Raw genomic sequence first — 24,128 nt, 5'->3', positions numbered from 1 at the left:
GGCGACCCGGATTGCCCTCAAACCCCCGCGCTCTCTCCCGCAAACGCCCGCCGGTGGGCCTCGATCGCCGTCCACCACGCGCGCTCGGCCCCGGCCACGGCGGTGTCGGCCGAGGTCAGGTCGGCACCCTGCGCACGCAGGCCGTCGCGGGCCGCCACGGCTTTGGTCCACGCCTTCGACGCCTCGGCCACCTGCTCCGCGGTCTCCTTCAGCCGCGGCGGCACGTCGTCGCCGGCCCGGCGGATGATCACGGCGTCGTGCACCCGCAGCTCGGTGCCCCCGGAGTGGTGCCCGGCCGGCGCCCGGCGGGTCGGCTCCGAGGTCACCACAAAGCGCAGTTCCAACCCGTACGAGAGGGTCTGGGTCAGCTTGCTCGAGTCGGCGGCGACCTCGGCGCTGGTTTGCTGTTGAGCCGACGTCTTGCCGGTGGTCACCTCGGTCTTGAGCTGCTGCGCGGCCGCCGAGTCGAACATCGCCTGCTCACGCTGCGACGAGCCGGACATGGCCCCGAAGTTCGGCCGGTCGCCCGACGGGTGGGCCACGCCGCCGGCCGCCGCGGGCAGCACAGCCCCAACCCCGTACGTGGTGCCGGTCGTCTGTTCGCGCTTGGTCTCGTCGTCATGCGTGCGGCTGCCGGACAGCTCGACCCGGGCGTCCACGCCGGCCAGCCGCGGCCGCGGGACGAGCCGGGCGTCCACGTGCAACGTACGGTCGCCGCCGCCAGGCAGGGGGACCCGGAACGTGCCGCCGAGCATGGCCGGCAGCGCGGTCCGCAGGTTGTCGACGCTGAGCCCGTCACGCAGCGCGGCGATCGTCGAGGCGTCGACCGCGCCGCCCGAGTCGGTGATCGCCCCGGCCGCGGCCGCCCGCAGGTCGCCCAGGTCGGCCAGCACGTGCTCGACGCCGAACCGGCCGGCCTCGGGCAGGGTCGGATGACCGGGGGCGTCGCGCCAGGCCTGCCGGGCGGCCGGGGTGCGCTGGGCGCGGGGGAGCGCGCCGGGCGGGTCGGCGAGGCCCAGCCGGTCGTCGCCGGGCACCGGCTCGGGCAGCGTGTCACCGGCCAGCGTGTGCAGCCGTACGGGTCGCACCTGCAGGTCGCGGGCCACCACCACGCCGCCGGTCTCGCCGCCCCGGCCGGTCCCGTTGCCCCGGCCGGTGTCGTCGAAGCTCTCGCCCCGGCTGATCGTCAGGTCGATCTCGACATCGCCGTCCCAGGTCGCCACCGGGCCTTTTGTCGAGGCTGCGCGTTTGTGCGTGACCTTGGCCGTTTCGACGCGTTTGCTGTCGCGGCCGAACAGGTTGGCGGTGGCGCGCAGCCCGGCGGCCAGCGTGCCGGTGGCCGGGCCGTGCCCGGGGCCGGCCGGATCGGCGCCGCGGAACAGCCCCATGAGCCGGGCCGCGCCGGTGACGCCGAACGCCGTACGCTGCGAGGTCCGCGTGTCCGTCGTGGTCAGCACCACCTTGCCCGCCGTGCCGAGCTGCTCGACGTGCTCGATGCCGGCGAACCGCGGCTCGGTCGGGAAGCGGGCCTGCGCGGTGAGGTAGTACGTGTGGCCGCTGAGTTTGTCCTCGAGACGCAACGGCTGGCTGCGGCCGCCGTTGAGCGCGCCGGGCAGGTGGCGGTCGAGGTCGGCCAGGAAGTCGTGCACTGTGCGCGCGTTGTCGTGCGGCGTGCGCAGCGGTGAGGTGGGCAGCAGGCGTTCGGCGGCCTGCTCGCCCAAGGCCTCGGACAGGCGGCGGCGTAGGTGCGGGATGCGGTCGGTCAAGTCGATCGGTGTGCTCACCCCGCCCAGGCCGAGCGACCGGGGCGGCGGCGGCAGCGTTCCGGTGGCTGCGTCGGCCCTTTCCGCCGGTCGCTGCGCGGCCAGGTCGAGCAGCTCGCGCCGCTTGCCCTCGGTCAGCGCGTCGATCGCGGCCGCGTGCCGGGTGCGCAGGTCGAGCCGGTCCCGGCCCTGAGTCAACCGCAGTTCCCGGTACGCCCTCCGGTGCATCCGCAGCAGGTCGGGGTCGGCGGCCCGCTCCATCACTTGCCGACGGGCGAGCGTGGCGAGCGCGTCCCGCTGGTCGCGCAGCAACCGATTCGCCTCGGCCAGCTGTTCCCGGCCGAGGGCGACGTCGCGGTCGACGTGCGCGCGGTCCAGGTCGGCCTCGCGCATGCGGTGAACCTGCGCCTCGGTCATCCACATGACTACCGAGCCCGGCAGCCGCACCTGACTGCCGGTGCGGTGCACGCTGTCGTCGGAGAACACGTCGAAGCGGTCGATGTTGCCCCGTCGGCGGGTCTCCGCGACCACTTCGGCCGTCACGTCGAGGCGTACGGGAACGCGGTGTTCCGGCCGTCCGGTCAGCCGCAGCCGCGAATTGCCGGTCAGCTCCTGGCCGCGGGCCTTGCCCCAGCGCCGGGCGAACGGCTGGAACTGGGCCATCAGCAGGCCACCTGCGGATTTCGCGATCGACGCGCTCCCGGTCGTCGACGCCGAGGCCTCCCACTGATGGCCCCGGCTCTGTTTGCCGACCACACCGCCGGCCAGACTCTGCTTGGCCTGCTCGTACTCCTCCCCGTCGAGCACCTGGGGGTTCGAGGGGCGCAGCCGTACGCCGGCCCGGCCGTGCACGTCGGCGACCCGGCGCGGGTGGACGAGGCCGTCGAGCACGATCGGCCGGCTGAACACGTGCGGATCGCCGCGCAGGTTCTCGGGCGAGAACGTGTCGGCGATCGCTGACGACAACACCCCGTCCGGGAAGCCGAAGATCGGATCGCCCGACGCGGTGACCAGCGCCTCCTTGACCGCGGCCTGCAGGTCGGCGGCCGCCGTGAAGGCCTCGACCCGGTTGCCGTCGAGATCGCGGGAGTAGCCGCCGGGCAGCTGACTGACCGGGCCGGGCTGCTCGATCGGGGTGCTCACCGGGGGCGCCGAAGCGGGTGCGGGCGGGGGCGGCGTCTTGCTGACCCGGTGTTCGGGCACGAGCAGGCGCACGTCGACGCGGTGGCTCTGCGCGGGCAGGGCGGCCGGCTCGACCGTACGGGGAACGTCGCGGCCCGGGCGGCCCAGCGTGAGCCGCCGTCCGCTCGTGTTCAGCCTGCGGTACGACGTGCTCGTGGTACTCAGCGTGAGCGGGGCCAGGAACTCGACCATCCGCTGATCGGCGATCGAGCCGTCCTCGTCGAGCGTGCCGCCGTGGTCGTGGGTGTGCGAGCCGCTCTGCGTGACGCCGAGCGTGTGCGCCTCCGTACCGGTGCGGGTGATCTTCGGCCCGAACGTGAGGGTGCCGAACAGGCTGCTGAGCGCGCCGTAGAGCCGGCCCTCGACGCTCACCTCGGCCTTGTCCGTACGGCTGCGGCCGGCCTGGGTGCCCGTCTTGGTCTTGAGTTTGCTCCCGGTGCCGAACGCGCCGCTGGTCACCACGCCGCCGTCGGACAGCGCGCCGACCTCGCCGGTCACCTTGACCACCGTGTGGTAGTCGTGCAGGTGACCGTTCTTGACCAGCGGCACCTCCAGGCCCGGCCCGACGATGCGGTCGAGCAGCATGGCCAGCTGCCGGTCGGAGAGCGCGTTACGGGCCTTGGTGTCCCGCGCGATCACGGCCTGCACGCCCGCGGTCAGCCCGTCGGTGAGGGCCGGATCGTCGAACTGGCCCACGAAGGCGTTGGACAACACGTGGTAATCGTGGCGGCCCGGCACCGTGCGCAGCGCCCGCGACACCGCCTCGTACAGCCGGTCGCCGGTGGTGAAGTCGTCGACGATCGTCCCGCCGAACGACCTGCCCTGCTCGACGTGCGCCGGGGCGAACAGCTTGCGGTCGGGGCCGTGGTTGCCGCGCCAGTTCCGGGTCTCGGTGGACATCCCCGTACGGTCGATCCGGTCCTGCCGGGCCCACTGGAAGCCCTCGACCGTGCCGTTGAGCCGGGTCGCCGGTTGGCCGATCGTGCGCACTTCGAGGTCGTAGACCACCTGATAGCGCCCGGCGGGCCCGGTGACCGTGCTCGTCTCCGTCGACGAGGTGGCCACCGTGTGTTCCTGACCGTGCTCGACCGTGCGGCTGAACCCCACGCGCGGCCCGACCGCGAACCGGACCGCGCCCGCCTCGGTGCCCGCCCCCACGCCGCCCGTCAACCCGACCGTACGGGCGGCGGTGTTGGTGTTTTTGTCCTCGCCCGAGCGGGTCTGCGTGTCGGTGTGCGTTGCCTCGGCCACGGAGTCGGTCACCCGCGCGTAACGGGGCACCAGCCGCATCTGCACCACCCCGTCGCGCGCCTTGTGCAGCCGATTGCGCCCGTGCCGCGGCGCGTGCAGCAACGGATCGGACGTGACCCAGCCCGCCTCCGGATGCGCGTCGCCGTCGGCCGCCACCATCGTGGGCAGCTTGGCCGCGATCGTCGCGTCGTCGAGGAACTGCTTGAGCGTCTCCCGCCCCGGCGCTCCGACCGCCGTCACCTCACCCGGCAACAGGGCGGCGACCTGCTCGAAGAAGTCCCGGTGCCCCGCCGGCCGCCCGGTCGCGCTCTCCACCCCGAACAGCGCCGGCAACGTCGTGACCGGCGCCGCGGGCCCGACCGGCTCGGTCAGCCCCTTGGGCACGCGCACGGTCGCATCGGCCTGGGCCACCCGCTGCCCGATCTGCCCCCGCGCATCCCGCAACGTCAACACGAACCGCACCGGCACCTTGGTGTCGAGCCCGTTGTCGACGTCGACCGTGCTCTTCTGCGTGAACTCGTTCTCGTGCGCCGCCGTCCTGGTCTCGGTCGCACCCGCCGGCACCTGCCCCGCGATGTCAGCCACCAGGGGCGGCAGCGCCGCGAAGGCCACCCGCCCCTCCACCTGCCCGTCATGCTTGACCGTGGCCGTACGGCTGTCCTTGGCCGTGGTTTTGGTTTCGGCCTTGTTGGGCTTGGCCGCTTTGTCGCCCACAGTCATGCCATACCAGTCAAAGACCGCCCGCACGACGAGCTCGGCCGGCCTGTTACCGACGGTCACCGCAAACGGCCGCCCCTCCCCGAGGAACGGCGCCACCCCACCCTCGGCCAGCCGCTGAATCCGCTCCACCGTGGTGTTGTCAACGCCGGCCTCGCCGAGCGGGGTTCGCAGGTCTACGTTCTCGGTGCGCCCTAGCTGCTTGGCCAGGCCCAGGCTTCGGCTCTCCCGCAGGTAGCCCGGCAGATCCCGCCGCACACTGGCCGGCGTTTTGACGGGCTCAGCCTCAGCCGCACTCTCCGCCTCAACGTCCTCGGCAACGGTCGCCAGCACGTCAAGTCCCCGCCACGAACTATCCGCCCGCCCCGGACCAGCCGCTCGCCTCGGACCGGCCCCCCGCCGAGGCCCGCTCACCGCCGTCCGCGCCCCTCGCCCGCCGTCGAACCCAGTTCGCACATCTGAGGACGCGGGTTGCGCGCCAGTCGCCCCAGCCCGCACGTCCGTGTCCACAGGTTGCACACTTGCGGACCCAGATTGCGCGCTTGTCGTCGCATGCTGCACGCCCGCCAACTCAGCCCGAGCGTCGGTGTCCGCTAGTTGCCCGTTGGCGGACTCAGGTTGCGCGCTTGCCGACGTGGGCTGCGTGTTCGTGGACGTAGGTGACAAAGCCGCAGACTCAGACTGCGCGTTTGTGAGCGTATGTTGCGCGCTCTCGGAGCCGGACTGCGCGTCTGCAAGTGTGGACTGCGCGATGATGGGCGTCGGGTGCTCGGGTTGCGCGCTTGTGATGTCAGACTGCGCGTCTGTGAGCGTGGGTTGCGCGGTTGTGGGCGTGGGTTGCGCGGTTGTGGGCGTGGGCTGAGCGGCGTTGCGCTGTGGCTGGGTGACGGTCGGGGCGCCGAGGCCTCGTCCCTGCGCGGGTCGAGGCGGGGGGAGTGGCTCGCCGAAGGCGGTGTGCAGGGCGTTCAGGGTTGTCGTGTTGGTGTTGCGAGCCGCTCGTTGGTTGGTCAGGGCGGCGTTGAGCTGGGCGACCGCTTCCGCGCGCAGACGCGGGTCGACGCGGCCGCCGGTGTCCTCGTGGCGTCGCTCGGCCGCGATGACCAAGTCGCGGGCCGCGGAGACGTTGTCCGCGGCTTGGTCCATGGCGTCCTCGGTGCGGCCGAGCGCGGCGAACAGGGCGATCGGGTGTTGCCGAGCCGGTGGCGTCGCAGGGAGCGCGTTGGTGAGCGAATCGTTCGCCGTGGTCACGTCGTTCAGTTGCGCGGCGAACTCAGCGTCGATCTCCGCCTGGGTCTTCAGGGCGGTCTCGGCCGCGTCCTCCTCGCCGAAGAAGAAGTCGTCCAGGCTGTCCAGCTTCGCGACCAGGTCGGCCATCGTCGTCGGCGTGTCGTCGAAGAAGCTGTCGAGTTCGTCGAGCCTGGTCGCTAGATCGGCATCGGTGGTCGGAACGTCGGCTGAGCCATCCAGACCGCCGAGATCATCCGACCTGTGCTGCGAGTCTGCGGCAGTGACTAAGCCACCGTGATCGCCCATGCTGTGCTGCGAGTCTGCGGCAGTGACTAAGCCACCGTGATCACCCATGCTGTGCTGCGTGTCCGCGGCACGATCGAATCCGCCCAGATCGCCCATGCTGTGCAGCGTGTCTGCGCCGCCATCAATGGCGCCGGGATCGGACACGATATGTGAGGCGTGGGTGGGCTCGTCGGAGTCGGGCTGGGCGTCCTCGACGTCGTTGAAGAAGTCGTCCAAGGAGTCCAGCTTGGCCAGCAGCTCGGACCACGTGGTTTGCGGGCGGTTCGGCTGGGCGAGCAGCTCCTCGTATGCGCGTTCGTCCGGGAACTGGCCCTCGACGGCCACGTTTGTGCGTAGTTCGTCCTCGGTCAGGCCCGGGAGTGAGCGGTAGCGCGTCCAGCTGTCGTCGTAGGTGAGCGACGGGTCGACCAGCTGGCCGGCCGCCATCACCTCGTGGACGCTGTGCACCTCGTTCGGCACCAGGTAGGCGATCAAGGCGAGTTGCAGGGCCGGGAGATCAACGTCCAGGCCCCACTGCGTACGCATGCGGTCGGCCAGGGAGAGCACGAGGTAGGTCGAACCGGACGTTCCGGTGCGTACCAGACCGCCGGTTTGTTCCGCGTCGTGGTGCAGGGGCGCCGTGAGCGCGACGTGCATCTGCTTGTCGGCGGCCCGCCACCGGAGCCGGCCCTGGTCGTCCACGGCATGTGCGAGCTCGCGCGAGCTGAGCGGGGGACGTACGGAAGCGGGGGTTTGATCTGTCCGAATGTGATCCTCGATGCCGTCCCTGTCGGCCGGATACTGGCGGCGGAAGTCGCGCTCGGCGGCGATCGTCGGGTGCCGGTCGATCGGGCCGAGCTTGTCCGCGAGGGCCTCGTTGCGCGCGATCGACCACAGCAGCGTCATCCGTTCGCGCAGCGTGCCCTCGCGAACAACCTCCAAGTTCCGCGCGTACGCATGATCACCGCCGACCGAGCCGATCAGGTGCGGGTCGCGCTCGCCGACCAGCGGCCTGAACCGCCGGGGCAACTCCTGCCAGGCCTTGTCGAGCACCTTGCCCACTTCGGCGTTCAGGTCCGCGCGATCGGCCAGATAGTTGCCCAGCCGTTGCTCGAAGATGCGCGCTTCGTCGACATAGCGCACCTTGGCGTCGAACAAGACGTCGTTCATGGTGCGTGTGCCCGGCCCGAACGCGACGGCATTGTCCGCGGCCGGGTCCGATTGCGCGAAGATGTGCGCTGAGGTGGGCAGCTCGTAGTCGGGCAGAGTGCGCGAGACCGGCGGATGACCGCTCGTGTGCCGCCAGCTGCCGGCCTGCTGCAGGTTGGGGGAGGCCGAGAGGATGCGGCCGGACGGCGTGGTCCAGGCGGTCAGCGTGGGGGCGGTGACCGAGGCGATGCCGGGCTGCTGGGCGAGCCGCACGTCGTAGTCGTTGGCGGCCGTGTCGCACGAAACGAGCACAATCCGCCGGCCGTGTGAGCGTGGATCCTCGTTGATGCGCGCGGCCAACTGCTCGGGTGTGACGATTTTGTTCTGGAAGACGATGCCGTCGGGCGTGCCGTGCGCGAACACGAGGAACTCGCCGGGGCGGGGCTGGTGGTCGCGGGCGATCTGCCAGTTCGCGGTCTCGGAGTCGTCGAGCAGGGCCAGACCGGCAGGCACCCGTACGGGCGGGGGTGGCGTTTCGTGCGTGCCGTGAACATCGGTGGCCGCCCAGTGCGTGCCCTTGCCCTTGCCGTACGGGTCGCCGGGCCGATAGTCGTGCCACTGCTGATCCGACTCGTCGTAATACTGCCACCGGCCCGTCGTACGGTTCAGATAGAACTGCGTGCCCCGGTCGTTCACGTAAATCGTGTTGCCGTGCTCGTCGGTGTAAAGAGGATGCGCGTTGGCCGGCGGCGCCTGAGTCGTGACGGGCTGAGCGGTGTAGCGGATAGGCGCGGTGCTGTAGTTGACGTTCGGGAAGCGATTTGCCGCCATCCGGCTCGACTCGGCCCGACTCGACTCGGCCCGGCTCGACTCGGCCCAGCGAGACTCGGCCCAGCGAGACTCGGCTTCGCGAGGATCGGCCCAGCGAAATTCGGCCTCGCGAGGATCAGCCCAGCGAGAGTCGGTGGGTGGCGCGTCGGGCATTTCCTCGTCGATGGGGCTCGGCTCGCGCTTCACGGCCGCCTCGTTGACCGAGCCGTACTTCTTGTCCAAATGCTGCTGCAGGCTCTTGCGCGCCACATGCACGTAGTCCGCGATGCTCTGAATGTTGTATCGCTGCCGCGCCTGATTGAGCGCCCGATTCAGGTCCGACGGAATGTGCCGGGCCTGGAGGTTGCCCTTCGCGCCCTTTTCGAGCTTCTTCCAATCGCTGTAGAAGTCGCTACCGCGCATCGCGTCGCGCAGTGCTTCCTGGCCGTCCGTGTCGAGGTCAGGCCGTTTGGTGAACTTGCTCGTCGTCGACCCCGCCTCGGACCGCCCACTGCGCGATTGCACCCGGCGATGCACTTTCTCGCGCCCGTCGCGCTTCTCGTGGCCGTCCTTGTCGTTGACGAGCCGCCCCACGTGCCCGGCGCTGGCCCCGGACGCCTCGGACATCTCCTGATTGCTCACCCCGCGCGCCGCATGATGCTTGAAAAGCGCCGTCGCCCGCGCGGTGTCGCGCATCTTCCACGCGGCCGCCAGGTCACCCCGCTCGCCCTCGGTCAGCACCCGCTGGGCCGCCCGCGGCGCGAACGGCTTGTCGGAACCGACCCCGAGCGTACGAACGCGACTGCCGGTGGCCAGGTCGAGGTTGCGTTTCGTGGTCACATACGCACGACGCTTCTCGACCCATTCGGTCTCCGAGTCCGAGGGCGTGACGTACCCCCGGTTCGGCGCATCGTGCACCGGGATGACCTTCTCCGGGCCGTTGTTCTGATACGCGTCCGCGGGTGGCGCCTGCCGCGACAACGCCGACACACTCATCAATTGGTTCGCGGCGCTCCGCAATTGCGCGGCGACCGAGCCGGCCAGGTGCGGCATGAAGGAGACCAACGACCGTAAGGATTCGGTGTAGTAATTCCCGTAGTTGTCGTTGAAGTTGACCGGGAAACCCTCGGACCGGTACGCGTTCAGCGCCGCCCAGCAACCCAGGCACGGGCGGTATTTGCCCATCACCACATGTGTGCCGCGGATGTCATCCGGATCGAGCCCCGCGCTGTGCACGGCGAGCATCAACTTCTGTTCGGCGTGCACCGAATCCGCGCCGCTGTCCGCGTGCCGCAGCACGATGGTCGTGCCCCGATGCGCGGGATTGGTCAGCAGATCGCGCAGCTGCTGCCTGCCCTCCGCGGTGCTCGGCGCGGCGTCGACGATGCGCAAACGCTCATTGGCGCGCATCGCCCGCGCAGTGGCGCTGTCGCGTGCGCCGTCGAACGCGGCGTCGAGCTTCTCCCCGCTGCGCCGCATCCGCCCCACGTATTCGTCTGCGTCCTGCGTCGTGAGGTGAGCACGGCGGCGTGCGTCACTCTGCTCGATGCTGAGCAGCCGTTGCAGCGGCGGGCCGTCGCCGGACGGAATACGAGCACCATTGAGCAGGTCGACCGTCGCGTTGAAGTTCGTCGCGAACACCAGACGGTCGTTGACGAGCATGCCCTGCACCTCGAGGTCCTTGGGCAGGGCCTCCCGATTCGGGCTGGCATCGCGCAACGCGCGGAACGTGTCGTGCAGTTTGAAGCTGAGGTGACTGAGCGTTTGCGCGGCGCGTTCTGCGCGTTTGTCGCGCGCGAACCGCAGCCGGAACTCGTCGACCGCCCGGCCGAACTGCCCACCCCCGTACGACTTGGTGAAGCTCTTGGCGATGCCGTCGACCTCGGCCAGCAGGTCCTTCTTGGTCTTGCCGAAAGCGACCGCACCTTCCTTCTCGGCGGGCAGGTCCTGACCGGGCAGCATGTGCGAAACAGGCGGGTGGCCGCTCGTGTGCCGCCAATTCCCGGGTTGCCGCAGGTCGGGTGACGCGCTGAGAACCCGCCCGTTCGGCGTCACCCAGGCCGTCTGCGTCGGCGCGGTGACCGCGGTGATCCCGGGCTGTTGGGCCAGCCGTACGTCGTAATCGCTCGCCGCCGTGTCACAGCTGATCAGCACGATCTGCTTGCCGTGCGAGCGCGGATCGGCGGTGATCCGCTCGGCCAATTGCTCGGGCGTGACGAGCTTGTTCTGGAAGACGACGCCGTCCGGAGTGCCGTGCGCGAACACGAGATATTCGTCCGGCCGCGGCCGATAGTTGCGCGCGGCCTGCCAGTTCTCGTTCTGGTCGGGGTCGAGCATCGCCAGCCCGGCAGGCACCTCGGTGATCGGCGGCGCGGTGTCGTGCGTGCCGGTGACATCGGTCGCCGCCCAGCGGGTGTTCTTTCCTTTCCCGTACGGGTCGTCGGGCCGATAGTCGTGCCACTCGTTGTCGCCGTCGTCGAAATACTGCCAGCGACCGGTATTACGGTTCAGATAGAACTGCGTACCCCGGTCGTTCTCGAAGATCGTGTCGCCGTCCTCGTCGACGTAAATGGGCCGAGCGTTGGCTGGCGCATCCGGCATGGCCGTCACCGGCTGCGCGGTGTACCGAATCGGCGCGTTGCTGCTCGTCGCGACCGTACGGGGAATGTCGCTGTAGCTGACGCCGTCCATGCGAGCCGGCCCGGTCGTACGGGGAATGTCGCTGTAATTGACCCCAGGCATCCGGGACGGCGGTGCGTCGCTGTAGCCAAACGCGGGCGAGGAGGACGGCGGCCCGTCGCTGTAGCCAAAGGCGGGCGAGGAGAACGGCGGCGCGTCCGGCATCTCCTCGTCGATCGGGCTCGGCTGCCTCGTTGTCGCCGCCGTTTTCGTAGCGGCCTCGTTGACCGACCCGTACCGCTTGTCCAGGTGTTGTTGCAGGCTCTTGCGCGGGATATGCAGGTAATCCGCGATGCTCTGCATGTTGTGCCGATGCCGCAGCCCGGCGAGCTCCTGGTTGAGCGTTTCCGGCAGCTGCCCGGCCCGCAACGTGCCCTTGAAAAGCAGCTGCTTCTCGATTTCTTTCCACGCGCTCTTGAACTTCGTGCCGTCCATGGCGTCGCGGATCGCCTTTTCGCCGGCCTTGTCGAGGTCGGGCCGCTTGGTGAACTTGCTCGTCGACGAACCCGCCTCGGACCGCCCACTGCGCGATTGCACCCGGCGATGCACTTTCTCGCGCCCGTCGCGCTTCTCGTGACCGTCCTTGTCGTTGACCAGCCGCCCCACGTGCCCCGCGCTGGCCCCGGACGCCTCCGACATCTCCTGGTTGCTCACCCCGCGCGCCGCATGGTGCTTGAACAGTGCGGTGGCTTGCGCGGAGTTGCGCGTTTTCCATGCCGCGGCCAGGTCGGCCCGCTCGGCGTCGGTGAGCACGCGCTGGGCGGCGCGCGGCGCGAACGGCTTCTCCCGGCCCACCCCCAACGTACGGGTGCGGCTGCTGGTCGCGAAGTCCAGGTTCCGCTTCGTGGTGACGTACCGGCGTTGCTTGTCGAAGTATTCGGTCTCGCTGTCGGACGGCGTGACGTAACCCCGGTTGGGCGCGTCGTGCGCGGGGATGACCGTTTCCCGTCCGTTGTTGTCCACCGCGTCCGCGGGCGGCGACTGCCGGGACAGCGCCGAAACGCTCATCAAACGATCGGCCGCACCCCGGACGTTCTGCGCGACCGAGCCGGCCAGCCGCGGCAGGTAGTCGATGATCGAACGAACAGACTCGGTGTAGTAGTTGCCGTGGTTGTCGTTGAAGTTGACCGGGAAACCCTCGGACGCGTACGCATTGAGGGCGGCCCAACAGCCCAGGCAGGGGCGATATTTGCCCATCACCAGGTGGGTGCCGTGGATGTCGTCGGGGTCGAGGCCGGCGCTGTGCACGGCGAGCATCAGCTTCTGCTCGGCGTGCACCGAACCGTCGCCCGCGTCGTCCAGCCGCAGCATGATCGCCGAGCCCTCGTGGCGCGGGTCGGTGAGCAGATCGCGCAGGTTCGCGCGTTCGGTCGCGCTCGCCGGGGCGGCGTCCGCGATCCGGATGGACTGGTTGGCGCGCATGGCCCGCGCGGTCGCGCTGTCCCGGGCCCCGTCGAACGCCGCGTTCAGCTTGGTGCGGCTGCGGTCCATCCGGCCCACGTATTCGTCGGCATCCTGCTGCGCCAGATGCGCGCGCCGGCGATCGTCGCTCTGATCGATGCTGAGCAGCCGCTGCAACGGCGGACCGTCACCGCGCGGAATACGAACACCATCGAGCAGGTCGACGGTGGCGTTGAAGTTCGTCGCGAACACCAGGCGGTTGTTGATCAGCATGCCCTGGACCTCGAGGTCCTTGGGCAGGCTCGACCGGTTGGGGCTGGCGTCGCGCAGCGCACGGAAGGTGTCGTGCAACTGGAAGCTCAGGTGACTGAGCGTTTGCGCGGCGCGTTCCGCTCGTTTGTCGCGCGAGAACCGCAGCCGGAACTGATCGACCGCACGGCCCGACTGCCCACCCCCGTACGACTTGGTGAACTGCTTGGCGGCCCCGTCGATCTGCTCGAGCAGCTCCTTCTTGGTGACCTTCTTCGGCCCGAAGTCGACGGCCTGCTCAAAGTCGTTCCGCGCGTCCGGTGGATCAGCGGCCGGACCTGGGGGATCGGTGGTCGTTGCGCCGGCCGGATCGGGGGTGCGGCTTTCGACATCGGCGATCCGGCTGACCAGTTCGCGGACGGTTTCGGCTGTCGGCAGGTCGGGGCCGGACTCGGCGGGCTCGGCGGTCGTGCCCGTGAACGTGTTCCAGTGGCCCGGGCTGGTCAGGTCGGGCCGGGGCCGCCCGTCCGGCCCGAACGTGGTGGCGTCGGTCGTGAGCACCCGGCCCGACGGGGTGACGAACGCCGTACGGTCGGGGGCCGTCACCGACGAGATGCCGTCCTGCCGGGCCAGCTCGGCCGGGAAGCCGTTCGGGTCGCTGCCGGTGTCGCACGAGACGAGCACGATCTGCTTGCCTTGGGCGCCCGGATGGTCCTGCAGCATCCGGGCCAGCTGCGGGGCGGTGACCAGCTTGCCCCCCACGACCAGGCCCTTCGGCGTGCCGTGGGCGAAGACCAGGAACTGCCCGTCGCGCGGCGCGAAACTCCGGGCCGCCTCGTTGTTCAGCGTCTCGGAGTCGTCGAGCAGCGTGATGCCGGCCGGAACGTCCCGCGGCGCCGGCGGAACATCGTGCACCTCGGCCGGCACCTCGTTGGTGGCCCAGCTCGACGTGCGCGAACCCGCGTCCGAGGCGATGTCGCTGCCCGTGCCGGCCTGCGTGGTGACGATCTCGCCGAAGTGCGGGTAGAGGTTGTTCCAGTCGTCGACCGGGGTCAGCGTGAGCTGGGTCAGCTCGATCGCGGCCTTCCAGTCACAGCTCGTGTTGCCCAGCAGGTCGCGCAGCACACTGCCGAGCGGCCGGTCCACGTGCTGACTGCGCAGGCCGTAGCGCTCGGGGATGCGTACGTCGTCCAGGGTGTCCGGATCGGCGATGACGCCGCGATCGGTCAGCCAGTGGGCGATGAAGTCTGCGTCGACTGCGCGATTCTGCGCGTTTGCGTCCGCGGTGATCTTCGCGCGCACGTTCGCCGAGTCGGTCACCGCGTCGTTGAGCCACTGTCGCAGCGGCGGGTCGAGCTCGACATCGGGGCCGTTGGTCGTGGCGAACGTCGGCCGTTGTCGCCAGTTGAACACTTTCACCTGCGCGTCGAACTGGTCGACCCCGTCGTGATCGGGATGCTCCGGGGCCAGGGCGAAGTCGTCGCGGGCGGCCGCCTGACGCCCCGGATCGCCGCTGCTGACGATCATGCGGGTGGGTGCGTCGCCGTAGAAGGTCGACACCGCGCTGGCCAGTCCGCGCAGATCGGCCGGCCCGTCCAGACCCATCGAAGAGGCCAGACGCCGTACGCCGTAGTAGTACACCTCCGGCGAGGAGTCGCCGCGCCGGCTCGCCACGAAGTCCTGCACGCCGGTGTCGCGCAACAGGCTGTCGAGCGAGTTCTCCAGAATGCCTACAGGTGAGCGTTCGTTCAGTTCGTTCAGCTGATCGACATGTTCGTCGCGCACGTTGCCAAGCCCGATCCGATCGATCCGGCCGTCCGACTGCAGGTTCGCGAGCACATCCCAGGCCCGCCGCGTCGCGTCGCGGCTGCCACCGTCGATGTTGTGCACGAGCACACTGTCGAGGCGCCCACCGAACTGGTCGGCCACGCTCGTCAGCCGCTCGGTGAGCTGATCGGCAGATTCGTTTTCCCGTACGTCGAACTTGTAGACGATCTCCAGGCCGTCCCGGGGCGGCGCGCCGGGCCCGCTGAGCACGTCGGCCACTGTGTCGGTGTTGCGGTAGCTGTCGGCCAGATCGAACCGTCGGAACCCGTTGTCCAGCGCCGAGCGGATCTCCGAACCCGTACGCCCGTCCGCCCCGAACGCCGCCCAAGGCCCGTCGATCGTCCTCGCTCGCCGCCCGTCCCCGCCGTCCGCCGATTCCGTGCCCCTCGCATGAACCTCTGAGTGAGCGTCGCTGCGCAGCTCGCCGCCTCGTTGACCGATGTTGCGCGTTTCAGCATCCTGCTGGCCGGTGTTGCGCGTGTCGGTGTCCTGTTGGTCGAAGCTGCGCGTTCCGCCGTCCTGCTGGCTGAAGTTGCGCGTTCCCGCGTCCCGCTGGCCGGAGTTGCGCGTTCCGCCGTCTCGTTGGTCGATGCTGCGCGTTCCGGTGTCCCGTTGGTCGATGCTGCGCGTTTCAGCATCCTGCTGGTCGGAGTTGCGCGTTTCGGGCTCTCGTTGGCCGGAGTTGCGCGTTTCGGTATCCCGTTGGCCGAAATTGCGCGTTTCACCGTCTCGGTGGGCGGTGTTGCGCGTTTCGGTGCTTCGGGAGCCGGACGGGGACATGTCGAGGTCGACGAGCGTACGGCGGCGGCGGTGTTCTTTCGGGCCCGCGCCGGGGGCTGGTCGGCGGCCGCGGGTGCCGGTTTGGATGGGGATGTCTTTGGCCGGGCCGCCCTGCTGGTCGAGCTGGTGCTTGAGCGCGGCGCGGACCGAATCGGCGCGCTGCTGGGCCATTTCGGTCGCGTGCGTGTTCGGCATCGAGTCAGGCAGGAGGCGGACCAGGCCGCGGCCGTTCGCGCCGGACTCCACGCTGATCGCCGGCGGACCCAGCCCCTGCGCGTCCCGCCACGCCGCCACCTTGGCCGCGGTCTGCACGAACGAGCGCATCGCCGGCGTTTCCGGGTCGACGTTCTGCTCGCCGGGCGCGAAGTCGACCGAAGCCGTACGGGCGGCGTGGCCCCCGACCACGACGAGCGTCATCGGGTTGACGAACGACGGCGACTGCTGCTGCGCGGCGAAGTGCGACTGCTCGGGAGTGCTGCCCCAGGCCCGGAAGTGCCACAGGTTCTCGTTGTTGATGACCTCGGGCGAGTCGTTGAGCAGCTGCAGCCGCGCGATCGTCGCCGACTGCGCGAAGGCGTCCGGATCGCTCAGTTTCGGCGCCAGCTTCTCGAACTCCGCGCGATAACGGTCGTCCGTCTTGCTCGGATCGGCCACGAACTGCTCGACGTTGCGGCGCAGAGCCTCGGTCGCCAGGTCCTCGACCTTGGAGTTGGGCCGCGAGTTCTCCAGCGTGACGTGCATCTGAGTGTCGGCGCTCTCGGCCACCACACCGGCGAAGTGATACCCGTACGCTCCCTTGCGCGTTTCCGGCGTACCGGTGCGCGAATGATCGATGTCGAACGCGGCATCCCGTCCCGGGCCCCGGTCGCTGATCGACTGGGTCAGATAGCCCTCGCCGACCCGCGCCCGGGCGAACTGGTTGACCCCGATCGCCTTCGACGCGTCGACCGTGCCCGGCTTCTGATTGACGGCCAGACCGTAATCGCGACCGGGACGCGGGGCGCCGTCCATCCGGCCGTGATTGCGCTGGTCCTGGGCCATGACGTCACGGGCCTGACCGGTCGTCTGCGGGCTCTTGTCGCCGGCCAGCGCCTCGGCCAGGTGGAAGACACCGGTGACTTCCATGCCGTCGTTGGCAACCACCGGGATGGCGCGCGCCTTCTGCCCGTCGGGTCGCAGCACCACATGGCTCGGATCGCCGCCCAGCACGTTGGCCGCGAAGTCCCGGCACACCGACGGCATGGCCCGGTCGAACCTCGGCTGCACCATCACGAGCGTCTCGCCGCCGACCGTGACGGTGTTCTCGGGCGTGGCGGTCAGCGTGACGGCACTGTTGGCCGCGCGCAGCTGCTGGTTGAGCCCGTCGAGCCGCTCCGGCGTCGTGTAGAACTCGTTCTTCCGCCCGTCCGGCTCCGCGTTGATCGCGATCGTGCCGTCCGGCGACACCCGAATCGGCGGATGCTGATCGGCGATCGTGGGCCGCCGCACGACGAACCTGGGCACCACATCCGGCCCGCGATCGACTATCTCGGGCTCGGGGATGGTGCGCGTGAACGGGGGACCCTTCCCCGCCCGTACGGCGTAATTGGTGGTTATCCGCCCCGCGCCCGCGAAGGGTGGCACCTGGGACGGGAACGCCACGGCCAGCTCGAGGTCGTCGGCTGTCTCCGTCTCGGGCGCGGTGTCGATGCCCTTGGCCGAGACGGTCGTCCACTGCCCCGGAACCGCATGCTGATCCCCGACCGTCACGGCAGCCGTGATGACCTTGCCCGAAGGCGTGACGAACGCGGTGTCACTTGGCGCGGTGACCGATGTGTCCCCGTTGTAGCCCGGATCGTCCCGGCGCAGATTGTCGACCTCGCGGGCCAGGTCGGCGGGGAAGCCGTCCGGATCGCGCCCGGTGTCACACGAGACCAGCACGATCCGCTTGCCCTTGGAATCCGGATCGTTGTGCACGAGCGAGGCCAACTGCGGCGCCGTCACCAACTTGCCGTCCACAACGACGCCGTCGGGGGTGCCGTGCGCGAAGACCAGGTATTGGTCCTGCCGCGGGGGGACCTTGGCCGCCGCCTCCTGAGCCGCGTTGTCCCGGGGATCGAGCAGCGTCAGACCGCCGGGAACCTTGCCCGGGGTGGGCGCGGTGTCGTGGACGGGCAGCGTGGGCTCGCCGGCGAACTCCATCTCCTCGTCCCAGATGGAGTCCGTGTCCGACCCGTCAACTTCGTCAAAGACCGAATCAACCTCGGACGCGATATCGGAATCCACATCGTCGAACCAATCCGGCTCGGCATCGCTCCGCGAGTCATCCTCCAACCCCGGCGACGTTGAGTTCTCGGTGGTGGTGTCGGCCGGGGCGGTGGGTTCGTCGCGCGTGTTGGTTTCGGGCGCGGGGGTCGGTGTCGTGTTGGGTGTGGTGTCGCTCGGGGCGGTGGGTTCGTGGTGGGCGGTGGTTTCGGGCGCGGGGATCGGTGTGGTGTCGCTCGGGGCGGTGGGTTCGTCGCGCGTGTTGGTTTCCGGCGCGGGTGTCGATGCCGTGTCGGGCGTGGAGTTGTGGGCGCCGGTGGGTTGGCTCTGCGCGCCGGTTTCTGGGGTGCGCGGAGTTGCAGTGTCGCTCTCGGCGGCTGAGTCGGTGTTGACGCCCGTGTCCGGGGTGGCGGTTGATCCCGAGGTCGGTATGTCGGCAACTGTCTCTGCCTCGGTGTCGCCTGTGGGCATAGCGGGAGTACTTGAACCCGATGGAGTCGTGGTAGGCGCGACTTGTGGCTGCGTCTGAGCGTTCGGATCGTTCGCGTTCGTCTCGACCCGAGGCCCGCTCGGGTGCGTGCTCTCGGGTGACGGTCCTTCGACGGTCAGTCCGTTGACCGGCGGCACGACACTTGGACTGTTGCCGCCCTCCCGAACGCCCGCTCCCGAAGCCGGGGGCGTCGTCTGAGTCCCGGTCGTCGGCGCGGAGGCGGGATTGGCGCCCGGCGTATTGACGGCCGGGGCGGGGGAGGGCGCAAGCGGGTTGCTGACTGATCCCGACGTGTTCGCCAACGCGGCGGGCGGGTTCGAGGTGGGGGACGCGGCCGGAGGTAGCAGTTCCGTTGTGGTCGCGATCGGGGCAGCCGGAGATGTGGGCGCGACCGCCGGGGCTGGCGTTCGGGGAGCGTCGGAGCTTGGGGCCTCGGGCGTGGGACCGGCCAGGGCTGGGGCAGGTGTGGTCGAGGACGCCGGGGGTGTGGGAGTGGCGGTGGCAGCGGGCGGCGTGGCGTTGGGTGGGGTGGGGGTCGTTGAGCCCGTGGGTGTCTCGAGGACTGCGTTGCCGGCGGGTGTCGTCGATTCGTTGGGGGTTGGTACTGCGACTTGGCCTGGTGTGACGGGCGCGGGGGAGTCGAACCCGGGCAGACCGCCGGTCAGAGTGGGTGGGGCCACGGCTGCCGGGGGGCTGCTTGGAGGTGCTCCGACCTGAGGTTCACCAGGAGCGGTCGTAGCGAGAGGCGGCGGAACCGCGGCTGTCCCGCCGGTCGGCGCGGTAGCGTTCCCGGGCGGGGCGATGACACCTGCCGACGGGAGTGGGGCGTCGGCGGCCGGCGGCGACATGGACGCGCCGGCGGGAGTTGGTGCGTTTGGACTGGTGGTTGTCGGCGTTCCGGGTACGACCGGGGTGCCGTCGGGGGTGGTCCCGCTCGTCGTTTCCGCTGGAGGGGGCGCATTGGTGCCGCCGAGGGCCGGTGTCGCGCCGCTCGGAGCGGAGTCGGTACTGGTCGGGCCGGGTGCACTGGTGCCGACGGCGCCCGGGGCCGTCGGTGTCGCGCCGCTCGGAGCGGGGGAGTCGGTACCGGTCGGGCCGGGTGCACTGGTGCCGACGGCGTCAGAGGCCGGTGGGTTGGTGGCGGCCGGGCTGGGTGCAGAGGTACCGGTTGCACCGGGCAGGTCGACCGCGGCCGGGGTTCCGACCGAGTTGGGTGGAGTGGCGTTGGCCGGGCCGGGCAGGTCGACCGCAGTCGGGGCGGATGCGTTTGGGCTGGCCGGGTTGGGTGTGGCGGTTCCGGCTGCGCCGGGCATGTCGGTTGCGGCCGGGGCGGGCGTTGGCGTGCCAGTCAGTCCGGGTGTTGACGTGCCGGTCGGGGCGGGCGTTGTCGTGCCGGTGGGGGTGGGCGCTGTCGTGCCGGTCGGGCTGGGCGTGGTCGTGCCGGTCGGGCTGGGCGTGGTGGAGCCGCTTGGATTGGGTGTGTTGGCCCCGGCTGGTGTTGGCGTCTCTGTTCCGCCCACTGTCGGGGTTGGGGTTCCGGTGGGGGCCGGAACGTTCGCGCTGGACGGCGTGTCTGTTGCGGGCGTGGTTGTGCCATTCGGCGACGGGACGGAGGACGGTTGGCCGCCGCCCTGAAGCGGTGTTGAGCCTGCGGCGGGCGACGGCGCGCCGCTCGAGGGTGTTCCCGACCCGACTGGCGGAGGAGTATTTGCATCGCCCGGCGTCATCGATTCGTTGGCGCTGGACGTAGGCGTTTCCGCGCCGACCGGCCCACCGCCTGTGGGTCCCGCACCCGTTGGCCCCGCCCCGGCCGGTCCTGCGCCTGTTGGTCCTGCGCCCGTCGGCCCCGCCCCGGCCGGTCCTGCGCCTGTTGGTCCTGCGCCCGTCGGCCCCGCCCCGGCCGGGCCTACGCCTGTTGGTCCTGCGCCCGTCGGCCCCGCCCCCGCCGGCCCTGCGCCCATGGGGCCCGCTCCGGTCGGAACCTCCGGCCCCTCGATCGCCGTCGGGTTCGGGTTGTTGGGGCCGGGTTCTGTGTTCAGGGTGGGGGGTGGTTTGAGGGAGTTCGGGTCGGGGGTGGGGCCGAACTGGTTGCCGAACTCCTGGGCGTAGTGGTGGGCCATCCCGCCGATGATGGAGCTCGAGAACGTGGCGAACGGGTTGAAGCCGCCCCCACCGACCATCATCGAGAACAGGCCCTCGAACAGGGTTTCGGCCAGGCCGGAGAGGGTTTCGCGGCTGTAGACGTTCTTGTTGATTTTCGGGTAGAACTTGCCGGCGATCTGGTGCATGCCGCTCACCCCGGCACCGATGAAGACGCCGCCGGCGAAGGACATTGCCAGGTCTTTGTAGTCGAGGCCGTCCTTGCGGTTGCCTTCGGCGATCTGGGTCAGCTGGGCCGCGGCGCTCTGCCACAGCTCCTCCAGACCCTCCTCCAGGCCTTCCCACATCAGGCGCATGAGCTGGTTCTGCAGGCGGGCCCGCAGGAAGTTGACCAGGGCGCCGACGATCTCCTGGCCTATTTTGATCAGGCCGGGCACCGCGGCCGCGCCGAAGCCGGTGGCCATGGCGATCGCGATTTCGACGACCTGGGTGAAGGCCGCGATCACGATGTTGTATTGCGTGGATTCCGAGTCCAGGGCGAACTGGTACGCGGCGTCGCCGAGTGACGTGGAGATCTGGCCGCCGGTCGGGACGTTCTTGGTGATGTTGCCTTGGAACTGCGCGAACGCGGTCGCGGCGGGGCCGGTCAGGCTGTTGCCGAGCGAGTTGCCCAGGTTGGCCGTGGCGCCGACCCCGTTCAGCAGTTGGCTCGTGAAGCCGTACAGCTCCTCGCCCATGGCCCGCAACGCCGTCGGGTCGGCCTCGGGGAACTCCTCACCTACGCCGTACAGGATGAGGTCGTAAGCCCACTGCCACTCGGGGTCGTTGGGAATGTGGAAGTCAGGCATCGCCCGGAATCAGCGGGCTCGGCGTCCCGTCCGGCGCGTAGCTCAGCACCAGCGGCTGGTATCCGGGGGCCGTGGGGTCGGCCGCCGGGTTCTCCTTGACCACGAACAGGTGCCGGCCCTCGGGGTCGATCGGGCGGCCGTCGGCAGTGGTCACCGGCGTGCCGGCGAGCGGCGTGATCGACTCGTACAGGTTGGCGTCGACCCGGGTCGTGCCGTCGGGAAAGGTGTTGAGCGCCTGCAACCGGTACCCCTCGGGCAGCGGTTCGCCGCCGATCCGGGCGTACGCGAAATCGGGTTTGATCATCATGCTGGAGATCGCGGGCATGGCGGGCATGAGCGGCGCACGGACACTCCGAGTGAAGGCCCGCATCGGCTCGAGCGGCTCAGCCGAGTCGGGTGAGACAGGCTCGACCCGCGCCACCGCCGTCCGCCGCAGAGCAAGCATGGGCTCACCCTCGACAGCCGGCGCCATCTCAGCCCGTACGGCCCGCTGCAGCGGCTGACGCGGCGCGAACGACTCCTCGAAGTCGCCCTGCATCCGCCGCCCGACCTCCATCGCGCTCTCGTCGGCTTCCGCGTACGCCTTCCCGAACGACGTCAGCCCCTCAGCCGTGTATTTCAACGTGCCCCGGACCCCGCCGATCAGCCCCTCGAGGTTGTCCATTCCGGCCAGGAACTTCGTCGAGAACTGCTGCCCCATGTCATCGTCGCCCCACGCATTCGCATAGCGCTCCCGCAACGACACCAAATTCGCCATGTACGTGTCATAAATCTGCACGTGCTCGCCATAAGCGTCGCCGACCGACACCACCCCGTCCGGGTTGACGGACAGGCGCCCCTTGGGTTGCGTCATCGCTGCTCACGCCCAAGACCGAGCATTTCCCGTACGCTCGTGGCCATCCGCGGCTGGGCCGGCAGATACGCGTCGGTGCCCGCGGTGCCGTCGACCATCGCCCGCGCGTCCGCCCCGTCCGGCAGCATCGGCGCCAGTACGGCCGCGGCCTGCGTCGTGACGTCCTCTTTGGCTTCCCCGTACGCGGCCAGAATGACCTCGGTCAGGTCGGCCGGCGTGAGGCGCTTGTGGGCCGAGGTCGGAAAGCGGATGTCGGTGAGCACCCCGTTCTGCCCGACGGTGACGGTGACCTCACGCCGCGGTGAGGTGGCCGTGGCCGTCAGGGCGCGCATCTTCGCCTGCATCTCGGTCAGGCTGTTGCGCTGCCGCTGATACTCCTCGAACAGGCTCTCGATGCGCTCGTTGAAGTCCACGCCCGAAAGTGAAGTTCGGCCGATCCCGGCGACGGAAGGCCCGCCGCGATTCCAGGGGACATTCGTGCAGCCGCCTTTCCCCGTACGTCATGGGGCCGCCCCGCAATCGGGCGATCGAGTGCACTCTTGCCCGTCTTTCGTACATCCGGGCACTCGCCGTTCTTGCCGGGGCCGAACCCGATCCGTCAAAACTCTTCGGGCGCACACGACTTTGCCGAGGGCGCACACGACTTTGCCGACGTGAGGAGTTTCAGCCGTGACGATGCCACAGGTGCAAACCACCGAGGAGGGCATGCAGCGTGCTGCCCAGGAGTTCAGCGACAAGGCGACCGAGTTCACCGGCTCGCTGCAGGCCGTGAACAGCCAGATGGCCACGCTGCAGTCGTCCTGGACCGGGCAGGCCTCGGCCGGCTTCAACCAGGCCATGGACAGCTGGGAGGGCGCCTTCCAGCGGGTCATCAACGAGCTCATCAACATGCTCGACGTGATGGGTGTGACCACCAAGGGCTACATCCAGGCCGAGGACGACGCGTCGAACACGGCCGCCTCCTTCGGCGCCGCGCTGCCCGGCGTCTGACCCCCGTACGGAAATAAAAGGAGGATCGAATGTCGAACTACACGTTCAATTTCCAGCAGGCCGACGCCGTGCTGTACGACATGAACGCCATCAACCAGCGGATCAAGTCGGCGCTCGGGCAGATGGAGCAGACCGTCGAGGCCAGCCTGGCCGAGTGGACCGGTGCCGCCCAGCAGCAGTACTACGTGTCGAAGGCGGCCTGGAACCAGTCGGCCGACCAGATGACCGTCTACCTCGACCAGGCCCGGGTCACGCTGCTGCAGATCTCCGACAACTACGGCACGACCGAGCAGCGGCACGCGCAGATCTGGAACGACGTCCGCGGCGGCTGACCAGCCCGTACGCCGGCCGCCGTTGATCTCGGCGGCCGGCCTCCTCCACCTTGCGATGGGAGAACGACCCGGTGGGCATCGACTTCAGCTACGCCAACCCCGAGGCGGTCGACGCGGTCGGCGTGCTGCCCAAGTACGACGAGGAACACGGCTTCGAGAGCGGCTGGGCCCGCTCGGTCATCGAGCGGTGGCGCAACGACTACGACGGCGACATCGACTGGGACGACGACGAGCAGGCGCTGCTCGACTGGTATCGCGACGACGTCATCGAGACCGACAAGTGGGACGCGATCGTCGAGCAGCACAACGAGAACGTCACCGACGAGGACAACGTCACGGTCGACCCGTACGACGAGGACAATCCGCCGTACGACATGCCGGAGAACACCTTCGAGCACCCGGAGGACACCGAATACTCCGGCGGCAACAACCCCAACCAGGAGCTCGCCGTCAGCACCGAGGCGCTGCGGCACGTGGCCAACCAGATCGGCGCGATCGTCGGGCTCGACGACAACGGCTCCAACCTCATCCTCCAGGCCCGTACGCAGCTGAGCCAGATCCAGATGCGGCCCGGCGGGTTCGCCAAGGCCGAGGTGCTGCGCCAGAAGATCGAGGGCGTCAGCTCCAACGACGCCGGCCTGCGGGGCGACGCCATGGGCCTGCTGCTGGCCTCGCACGAGGCGCTGCTCGCGGTCAAGGACGGACTCCTCAAGATCGCCGACAGCTACGACAACGCCGAGGAGTTCAACGAGATGACCACGACCCAGCTCGGCGACAACATGGGCAACGCCTGGGGCAAGATCGACGGCCTCGCGGACTACGGGCAGGGCAGCGGCACCACCACCGGCGGAAACCAGTAACGGTTCCTTTTCCACCGCGGTCACGAGGACGGAAACATGGCGGACAACGAAGAATGGTCGAACTCGGCCGAGGAAGAAGCGACCTTCCGTC

The 24,128-nt window shown here is 69.7% G+C and carries 8 protein-coding genes; 5 read left to right on the top strand and 3 right to left on the bottom strand.

The window, feature by feature from the left end; all coding sequences use genetic code 11:
- Nucleotides 1-17: 17 nt before the first annotated feature.
- Nucleotides 18-17,501 carry an aldo/keto reductase gene (locus JKJ07_RS02805; protein ID WP_202989560.1) on the bottom strand — a complete coding sequence of 5,828 codons (17,484 nt, stop codon included), beginning with the start codon at nucleotides 17,499-17,501 and terminating at the stop codon, nucleotides 18-20.
- A gap of 22 nt (nucleotides 17,502-17,523) precedes the next feature.
- Here JKJ07_RS02805 and JKJ07_RS02800 point away from each other — a divergent pair, with 22 nt between their 5' ends.
- Together JKJ07_RS02800 and JKJ07_RS02795 are read left to right on the top strand one after the other, a co-directional pair.
- Nucleotides 17,524-18,093, top strand: a complete 570-nt coding sequence (locus tag JKJ07_RS02800) for a hypothetical protein (RefSeq protein ID WP_202989559.1) — start codon at nucleotides 17,524-17,526, stop codon at nucleotides 18,091-18,093.
- A 2,072-nt stretch (nucleotides 18,094-20,165) separates the two neighbouring features.
- The gene (locus JKJ07_RS02795) at nucleotides 20,166-20,720 is read left to right on the top strand and encodes a hypothetical protein (RefSeq protein WP_202989558.1); all 555 of its coding nucleotides are present in this window, start codon (nucleotides 20,166-20,168) and stop codon (nucleotides 20,718-20,720) included.
- A gap of 274 nt (nucleotides 20,721-20,994) precedes the next feature.
- On the opposite strand, the gene JKJ07_RS02790 is transcribed toward JKJ07_RS02795, so the two are convergent.
- Together JKJ07_RS02790 and JKJ07_RS02785 are read right to left on the bottom strand one after the other, a co-directional pair.
- Nucleotides 20,995-21,855: a hypothetical protein gene (locus JKJ07_RS02790; protein WP_202989557.1), complete on the bottom strand. Its 861-nt coding sequence runs from the start codon at nucleotides 21,853-21,855 to the stop codon at nucleotides 20,995-20,997.
- Nucleotides 21,852-22,268 carry a YbaB/EbfC family nucleoid-associated protein gene (locus tag JKJ07_RS02785; protein WP_202989556.1) on the bottom strand — a complete coding sequence of 139 codons (417 nt, stop codon included), beginning with the start codon at nucleotides 22,266-22,268 and terminating at the stop codon, nucleotides 21,852-21,854. The genes JKJ07_RS02790 and JKJ07_RS02785 overlap by 4 nt, the downstream gene beginning before the upstream one ends.
- Nucleotides 22,269-22,524: 256 nt before the next feature.
- Here JKJ07_RS02785 and JKJ07_RS02780 point away from each other — a divergent pair, with 256 nt between their 5' ends.
- The 3 genes from JKJ07_RS02780 (at nucleotide 22,525) to JKJ07_RS02770 (ending at nucleotide 24,037) form a co-directional block, all read left to right on the top strand.
- On the top strand, nucleotides 22,525-22,845 hold the full coding sequence (locus JKJ07_RS02780) for a WXG100 family type VII secretion target (protein WP_202989555.1): 321 nt from the start codon (nucleotides 22,525-22,527) through the stop codon (nucleotides 22,843-22,845).
- A 29-nt stretch (nucleotides 22,846-22,874) separates the two neighbouring features.
- Nucleotides 22,875-23,177: a WXG100 family type VII secretion target gene (locus JKJ07_RS02775; protein ID WP_202989554.1), complete on the top strand. Its 303-nt coding sequence runs from the start codon at nucleotides 22,875-22,877 to the stop codon at nucleotides 23,175-23,177.
- Nucleotides 23,178-23,248: 71 nt separating this feature from the next.
- Nucleotides 23,249-24,037 carry a hypothetical protein gene (locus JKJ07_RS02770; RefSeq protein ID WP_202989553.1) on the top strand — a complete coding sequence of 263 codons (789 nt, stop codon included), beginning with the start codon at nucleotides 23,249-23,251 and terminating at the stop codon, nucleotides 24,035-24,037.
- Nucleotides 24,038-24,128: the final 91 nt, after the last annotated feature.

Source organism: Paractinoplanes lichenicola (genome assembly GCF_016785085.1).
Classification (GTDB): Bacteria; Actinomycetota; Actinomycetes; order Mycobacteriales; family Micromonosporaceae; genus Actinoplanes; species Actinoplanes lichenicola.
The sequence above is the reverse complement of the archived record's forward strand: the minus strand, read 5'-3'. Positions and strand labels throughout refer to the sequence as shown.